The sequence below is a fragment of the Streptomyces sp. NPDC007095 genome (assembly GCF_040634475.1).
In the GTDB taxonomy this organism is placed as follows: domain Bacteria; phylum Actinomycetota; class Actinomycetes; order Streptomycetales; family Streptomycetaceae; genus Streptomyces.
On sequence record NZ_JBEYFS010000395.1, the window covers coordinates 1 to 5,979 of the forward strand.

Annotated in this window: 6 protein-coding genes; 5 read left to right on the plus strand and 1 reads right to left on the minus strand. The window is 71.7% G+C overall.

The genetic code is table 11. The annotated features are described in order from the left end of the window. Nucleotides 1–308: MarR family transcriptional regulator (locus ABZ656_RS55715; protein WP_360280077.1), on the minus strand; the 308-nt coding region annotated here is incomplete at its 3' end. 320 nt (nt 309–628) lie between these two features. Here ABZ656_RS55715 and ABZ656_RS55720 point away from each other — a divergent pair. From ABZ656_RS55720 to ABZ656_RS55740, 5 genes are all read left to right on the plus strand, one after another. Beyond that, complete coding sequence (locus ABZ656_RS55720) at nt 629–1,534, plus strand: BadF/BadG/BcrA/BcrD ATPase family protein (protein ID WP_360280080.1); 906 nt, start codon at nt 629–631, stop codon at nt 1,532–1,534. A 301-nt stretch (nt 1,535–1,835) separates the two neighbouring features. Then, a complete protein-coding gene (locus ABZ656_RS55725) occupies nt 1,836–3,785 on the plus strand; it encodes a phosphatase PAP2 family protein (RefSeq protein ID WP_360280083.1) in 1,950 nt (649 codons plus the stop codon). A 193-nt stretch (nt 3,786–3,978) separates the two neighbouring features. Further along, nucleotides 3,979–4,488, plus strand: a complete 510-nt coding sequence (locus ABZ656_RS55730) for a methylated-DNA--[protein]-cysteine S-methyltransferase (RefSeq protein ID WP_319750485.1) — start codon at nt 3,979–3,981, stop codon at nt 4,486–4,488. Between the two features lie 14 nt (nt 4,489–4,502). Beyond that, nucleotides 4,503–5,240, plus strand: coding sequence for a 2OG-Fe(II) oxygenase (locus ABZ656_RS55735; RefSeq protein WP_360280086.1), 738 nt, complete (start codon nt 4,503–4,505; stop codon nt 5,238–5,240). A gap of 294 nt (nt 5,241–5,534) precedes the next feature. Further along, entirely contained in the window at nt 5,535–5,891 is a 357-nt protein-coding gene (locus ABZ656_RS55740) for a DUF6204 family protein (protein ID WP_101402836.1), read from the plus strand. Nucleotides 5,892–5,979 lie beyond the last annotated feature (88 nt).

Consider the following 5,979-nt stretch of genomic DNA (forward strand, 5'->3'; position numbering starts at 1 on the left):
GGCAGGAACTCGGCAGCCTGCCGGTTGCCCAGGGTGATGGTGCCGGTCTTGTCCAGCAGCAGGGTGTCGAGGACCGAGCCGGAGGCGGGACCGAGGCCGTATACGGCGGCGGAGCGGCCGGTGCCGCTGGACGCGGTGCCGGAGTGGGTGGCCAGCCGGGCGCTCTCCAGTTCCGCGACGGCGGCGGAGACCGTCGGCTTGGACAGCCCCGCGAGGCTCGCCAGCTGCGGCCGGGTGGCGCTGCCGGCCTGGGCCAGGACGGCGAACACCGCGCTGGCGCTCTCGGTGAGGCGGGGGGCTTCAGTCACGACGTGTTCCACAGTTCCCCCATGGGTCAGGGGCCGCGCTCCCCGGGTGACGGAATGCGGCGATGCGATGCCCTCGTGCCGCGCGGTCCCGCCCTCCGGCGGCGTCCCGTTGATCGACTGCGCGACAACTCTTGACGCACTGTACTTCGTTAGTTAACTTCCTAACGAAGTCCGGTACTCGCCTGCCGTGCTCCGCAAGAAGCCCGTCCCGGGGCTTCCCGACTCGCTCAACTCCGGTTCGACCAGACACGGTTCGCCCGCCGTCACAGCACAGTGCCATGTTCTTCGGCGCTCTTCGCCCAGACGACGAAAGAGGATCCGTGCAGGACACTCCTGCTTCCCCCCTCGTGGTCGGTATCGACGTGGGTGGCACCAAGACCCATCTCCGCGCCCTCGTCGGCACGGACCCGGTCGCCGATCACGTCCGGCCGAGCAGCGGCTGGCGGCCGCACGAACCGGCCGCCGCCGCCCGCTGGCTGACGGCACTGGTCCACGAGGCCCTGCCCGTCGACACCCGCCCAGCCGCACTGGCCGTCGGCGGGCACGCCTGTGAGACCCCCCGCCAGTGCGCCGGCATCGCCGCCGCGCTGCGAGAGGTCCTCGACATGCCCATCCTGGTGGTGGGCGACGCCGAACTCCTCGTTCCCGCCGCGGGGCTGGACAAGGGTGTCGGTCTCGTGGCCGGTACCGGTTCGGTGGCGGTGGGGCGGCTGGCCGACGGCAGCCCCGTCCAGGTCGGCGGCTGGGGTGCGGCGCTCGGCGACGAGGGCGGCTCCGCCGGTCTCGTACGGGAAGCGGCGCGCGCCGTGTGGGCGGCGCACGACCGTGGTGAAGCCCCCGACGAACTCGCGCAGGGGCTCATCGCCGCGTTCGGAGTGGGTGAGGTGCCCGCCCTGGGCGCCGCGCTGGAGAGCGCCACGGATGTGTCCGCGGAGTGGGGTCGGCACGCGCCCGTCGTGTTCACGGCCGCGGAGCGGGGTTCCCGGATCGCGCGGTCGGTGATCGCGGACGGGGGCCGGTCCCTCGCCGCACTCGTCGTGCGGCTCGCCGAGCGCGGAGTCGCCGTCGACGACGTGGTGGTCGCCGGCAGCACCGTGCTCTCCCAACCCGCCCTGTACACCTCCTTCACCACATCACTCGCCGAGTCCGTACCCGGGGCGCGGCCCAGGCCGCTGCGGGCGGCGCCGGTCGAGGGGGCCGTGGCGTTGGCGCATGCCCTCATATGAGGGGACGGGGTGGCGCGTTGCCCGCGGGGGCGACCGACACCCCGCGGGGCAGCGCGCGTTGCCCCGGTGCGAGCGCCGGACAAGTAGCTGCGCACCGGAGGCGCGTTCGCCCGTACAGCGGGCGCACAGGGTCGGCGCATTCGTCCGTACGACACTTTGCCGCCCCCCGCGCTTCGCAAGCGTGACATGAATCAGCCGTAGATCTTCGCTCGTATGACTCGTCCTCACCACAGGGGCACAGTCGCTTCACGACTTGACCCGGCTGTCGGAGGACCCCATTCCACTCAGGAGAGGCACATCCATGCCGTCACCAGCCGGGCAGCAGTCCGTCCCCTCGGTCCCCGTCCGTGAACGCGCCCTGAACCGACGGGTGTTCCTGCGGAACTCGCTCGGCGCTTCGGCGGGACTGCTGGCCGCTCCGACCGTCGTCACCTGGCTCGCCGCCGCGGACGCGAAGGCCGCGACGAGCCCCGCCGCCTTCGTGGACGACTACACCACCAACATCCTCACCAACCTCACGCCCGAGACCAACGCGGCGGTCCGGATCCTCGGTGGCATGAGCAAGGTGTGGAAGACCGGTGGTGCCTGGAACACGGGCACGCCGCTCATGCCCGAGGTGCTGCGCGCCAACATGCGTTACTGCGCCCGCATCACGCACGCCCGCACCGACGCGCAGGCGAAGGAGGCGTTCATCTACGACCGGCAGCACCAGAGTTACGCGATGATCGCCGGCCTGGGCCCGCTGGCCGCCCTGTACAGGGCGGGTGCCAAGGCGGTCACCTCCATCACCAGCGCTCCTGACGGCACTCCTTCCGGCAAGATCAACGACGCCGTGCCGCCCGACGCTCCGGCAGGCTCCGCGCAGGGCGCCGGTTCGCACGACTCGGCGCTCGGCAAGGTCGCCGAGCTGGTGGACACGGTGCGCGGCCCGTACGCCTCCGGCAACCCGGCCAAGTACGCCTTCCAGTACCCGCGTCCGTGGCGCATGAACGAGAACAGCGAGGTCGTCGACACGGGCAAGGTCGACACGCTCGGCTTCCCGGTCTACGACTCCGACGTGATCGTCGCCCCGCAGCTGCTGTGGCAGCGCGGCACGACCGCGGTCGACGACGGCGGCTTCCCCAGCGGCCACACCAACGCCTTCCACCTGGCGGGGCTCGCGTACGCGTACGCGGTGCCCGAGCGCTTCCAGGAGCTGCTGGCGCGCGCCTACGAGCTCAGCCACACCCGGATCATGGCGGGCATGCACTCCACCGTCGACGTCATCGGCGGCCGGATCATGGCCACGGCCCTGGCCGCCGCCACGCTGGCCGACCCTGCCAACGCCGCCCTCAAGGCCGCGGCGCGCGCCCAGGCCGCCGCGTACTTCCAGCAGCAGACCGGTTCGACGGCGGACACCCTGTACGCCTACGCGCACTCGGCGGACGTCGCCACCGACCCGTACGCCGACCGGGCCGCCAACGCCCGCGCACTCACACCCCGGCTCACCTACGTCCTCACCCGGCACGGCCGCTCCGAGGGCATGACCGTGCCCAAGGGCGCCGAGGTCCTGCTGGAGACGCGCCTGCCCTACCTCGACGCCGCCCAGCGCCGCGAGGTGCTCCGCACGACCGCCCTGCCTTCCGGGTACGTGCTGCTCGACGGCTTCGAGCAGTGGGGCCGGCTCAACCTGTTCGCCGCCGCGGACGGGTACGGGGCCTTCGAGTCCGACGTGAACGTGACGATGAACGCCGCCGACGGGGGCTTCAGCGCGGCCGACGCCTGGCGCAACGACATCTCCGGGTGCGGCCGACTGGTCAAGCGCGGCACCGGTGCGCTGACCCTGACGGGCCACAACGCCCACACGGGCGGCACCGTGCTGGAGGAGGGCGTGCTGACGGCCGGTTCGTCGGGTGCGCTGGGCTGCGGCGACGTGCGGGTGGACGGCGGGACCCTGCGGGTGAGTGCGGCGTCGTCCGTTCGCGTGCGCGGCAGCTACACGCAGGCGTCCGCCGCGAGCCTGGAGGCGACGCTCAGTGCGGGCCGCGGGCCGGCGCTGACGGTGGAGCGACGGGTGGTACTGAGCCGGGACAGCGCGCTCACTCTCCGGCTGGACGCCGACCGCCCGCCGGTCCCCGGCACCACCGTCCCGGTGCTCCGGACGCCGTCGCTGCGAGGGCAGTTCGCCCGCATCACGGTCGAGGCGGACGGATACCGGGCCGTACCCGTGTACTCGGTGGACGGGCTGTCCGTACGACTCGTACGGCACTGATCCCCGCCCCGGCGACGAGCTGAGCGACAGGACCCGTGGACCGTGCGTGAACGATCCACGGGTCCTCTTCGTTCTCGTGCGCCTTCGTTCCGTGCGCCGTCGTTTCCGTGCGCCGCGTCCGATTTCCGCCAGCCGTGATGGCGGCCATGGCGCAGAGTGGACAGCGGAGACACACTTCGAAAGGACACGACCGATGCCGGTGTACACAACGATCGACAGCCCTCTTGGCGAGCTGCTGCTGGTGGGCGAGGAGTCGGTCACCGCGAAGGGCGGCACGGCGCTGGTCTCGCTGTCCATGCCCGGCCAGAAGTCCGGCGCCGTCGTCCAGGACGGCTGGACCAGGGACGAGAAGGCGTTCACCGAGATCGTCTCGCAGCTGCGCTCGTACTTCGACGGGGTGCTGACCGACTTCGACATCGAATACGTGAGCGGCGCGGGCAGCGACTTCCAGCAGCGGGTGTGGAAGGCGGTGGAGACCGTCCCGTACGGCACGACCGTCAGCTACGGAGAGATCGCCGCGCGGATCGGCGCGTCGCGGGCCGCCGTGCGCGCCGTGGGCACGGCGATCGGCGCGAACCCGCTGCTGCTCGTGCGCCCCTGCCATCGCGTGATCGGCGCCAGTGGCTCCCTCACGGGGTACGCCGCCGGCCTGGAGCGCAAGCAGCAGCTCCTGGACCTGGAGCACGCACGCCCGGCCACCTGAGGATCGTCACCATCATGAACACGCTCGACACCACCCACCTGGCGGGTCCGGTCGCCGACCGCTTCGCGGCCGACGACTGGACCGCACTGACCGACCAGCTGAACGAGCACGGACACGCACTCACCGCTCCGCTGCTGACCCCCGACGAATGCCACGGGATCAGGGCGCTCTACGACGAGACCGACCGCTTCCGCACCACCGTCGACATGGCCCGCCATCGCTTCGGTTCCGGCCAGTACCGTTACTTCACCCATGAACTGCCCTACTTGGTAAGGGAGTTGCGCGAGGCGTTCTATCCGCGGCTACTGCCCGTCGCCCGGGACTGGGCCGACAAGCTCCGGCAGCCCGCCCCCTGGCCCGAGGACCTGGAGGAGTGGCTGGCGATGTGCCACGCGGCCGGACAGGCCAAGTCCGCTCAGATCCTGCTGCGTTACGGGCCCGGCGACTGGAACGCGCTGCACCGCGATGTGTTCGGCGCGATGGTGTTTCCGCTCCAGGTCGTCATCGGCCTCGACACCCCCGGAGTCGACTTCACCGGCGGCGAGTTCATCATGACCGAGCAGCGGCCCCGGGCGCAGTCACGGGGATCGTCCACGACCCTCCCGCAGGGGCACGGGCTGATCTTCACCACCCGCGACCGGCCCGTCGCCTCCCGGCGCGGCTGGTCGACCGGACCGATGCGGCACGGCGTGAGCACCGTCCGTTCCGGGCGGCGTCATACATTGGGCCTGGTCTTCCACGACGCCACGTGACCTCCGCGCCGAAGCCGCGCTGGCGAGGCCCGACCGGCCCTCGGCGTCTCCTCCCGAGGGGTGAGGGCAAAACGTTTCTCGCTCACCTGTCGGGTGGCTCGACGGATGCGCCGCGTGGCGTGCGGGCAGCGTGGTGGCGCCGACTGCACCTCATGCCAAAGGAACAGGGTCCATGCGCCTTCGTCGTACCGTCGCCGCCGCCCTCGGTGCCCTCACACTCCATCGCACCGCGCCCACGCCGTCTCGCGGAAAACGCGGTGGTGCCCCACCGAACCCGCTGGTCAGGGTCGCCGGATGAGCACACGTACCTTCCGCGTCATCGTCCGTGGCGTCTTCGACGGGCTCGGCGCGGAGCAACGCGCCGAGCTCCTGGCCCGCGCGTCCGAGCACGACGTACTGCACGCCGCCTTCACCCCCGAGGGCCACCTGAGCTACGACCTCACCACGCGGCTCGCCTTCACCTTCCGGTTCCTGGACTCGGGAGAGGCGGAGGAGGACATCCTGGAGGCGACCGAGCGCGCCGAGGCCGCCGCGCAGGCGTGGCTGACCGAGCGCGGCTACGGATACAAGAACCTCAGGTCGAAGGCCGAGGACCTGTCCCAGGCCCCACTCGGCAAACGGCGGCGGCGCGCCGCCGCGCAGGGCTCCTAGGCCCTGTCGTCAAATTCCCGCCTGCCCCGCGACGCCATGCACGCACTCTCGCCGCACCGGGCCCAGACCCGAGTACATCCAGTACGAG

Excerpts from the sequence above, each read along its gene's own strand:
- ABZ656_RS55725 (WP_360280083.1), top strand. The coding sequence starts at position 1,836 with ATGCCGTCACCAGCCGGGCAGCAGTCCGTCCCCTCGGTCCCCGTCCGT.
- ABZ656_RS55730 (WP_319750485.1), top strand. The coding sequence starts at position 3,979 with ATGCCGGTGTACACAACGATCGACAGCCCTCTTGGCGAGCTGCTGCTG.
- ABZ656_RS55735 (WP_360280086.1), top strand. The coding sequence starts at position 4,503 with ATGAACACGCTCGACACCACCCACCTGGCGGGTCCGGTCGCCGACCGC.
- ABZ656_RS55740 (WP_101402836.1), top strand. The coding sequence starts at position 5,535 with ATGAGCACACGTACCTTCCGCGTCATCGTCCGTGGCGTCTTCGACGGG.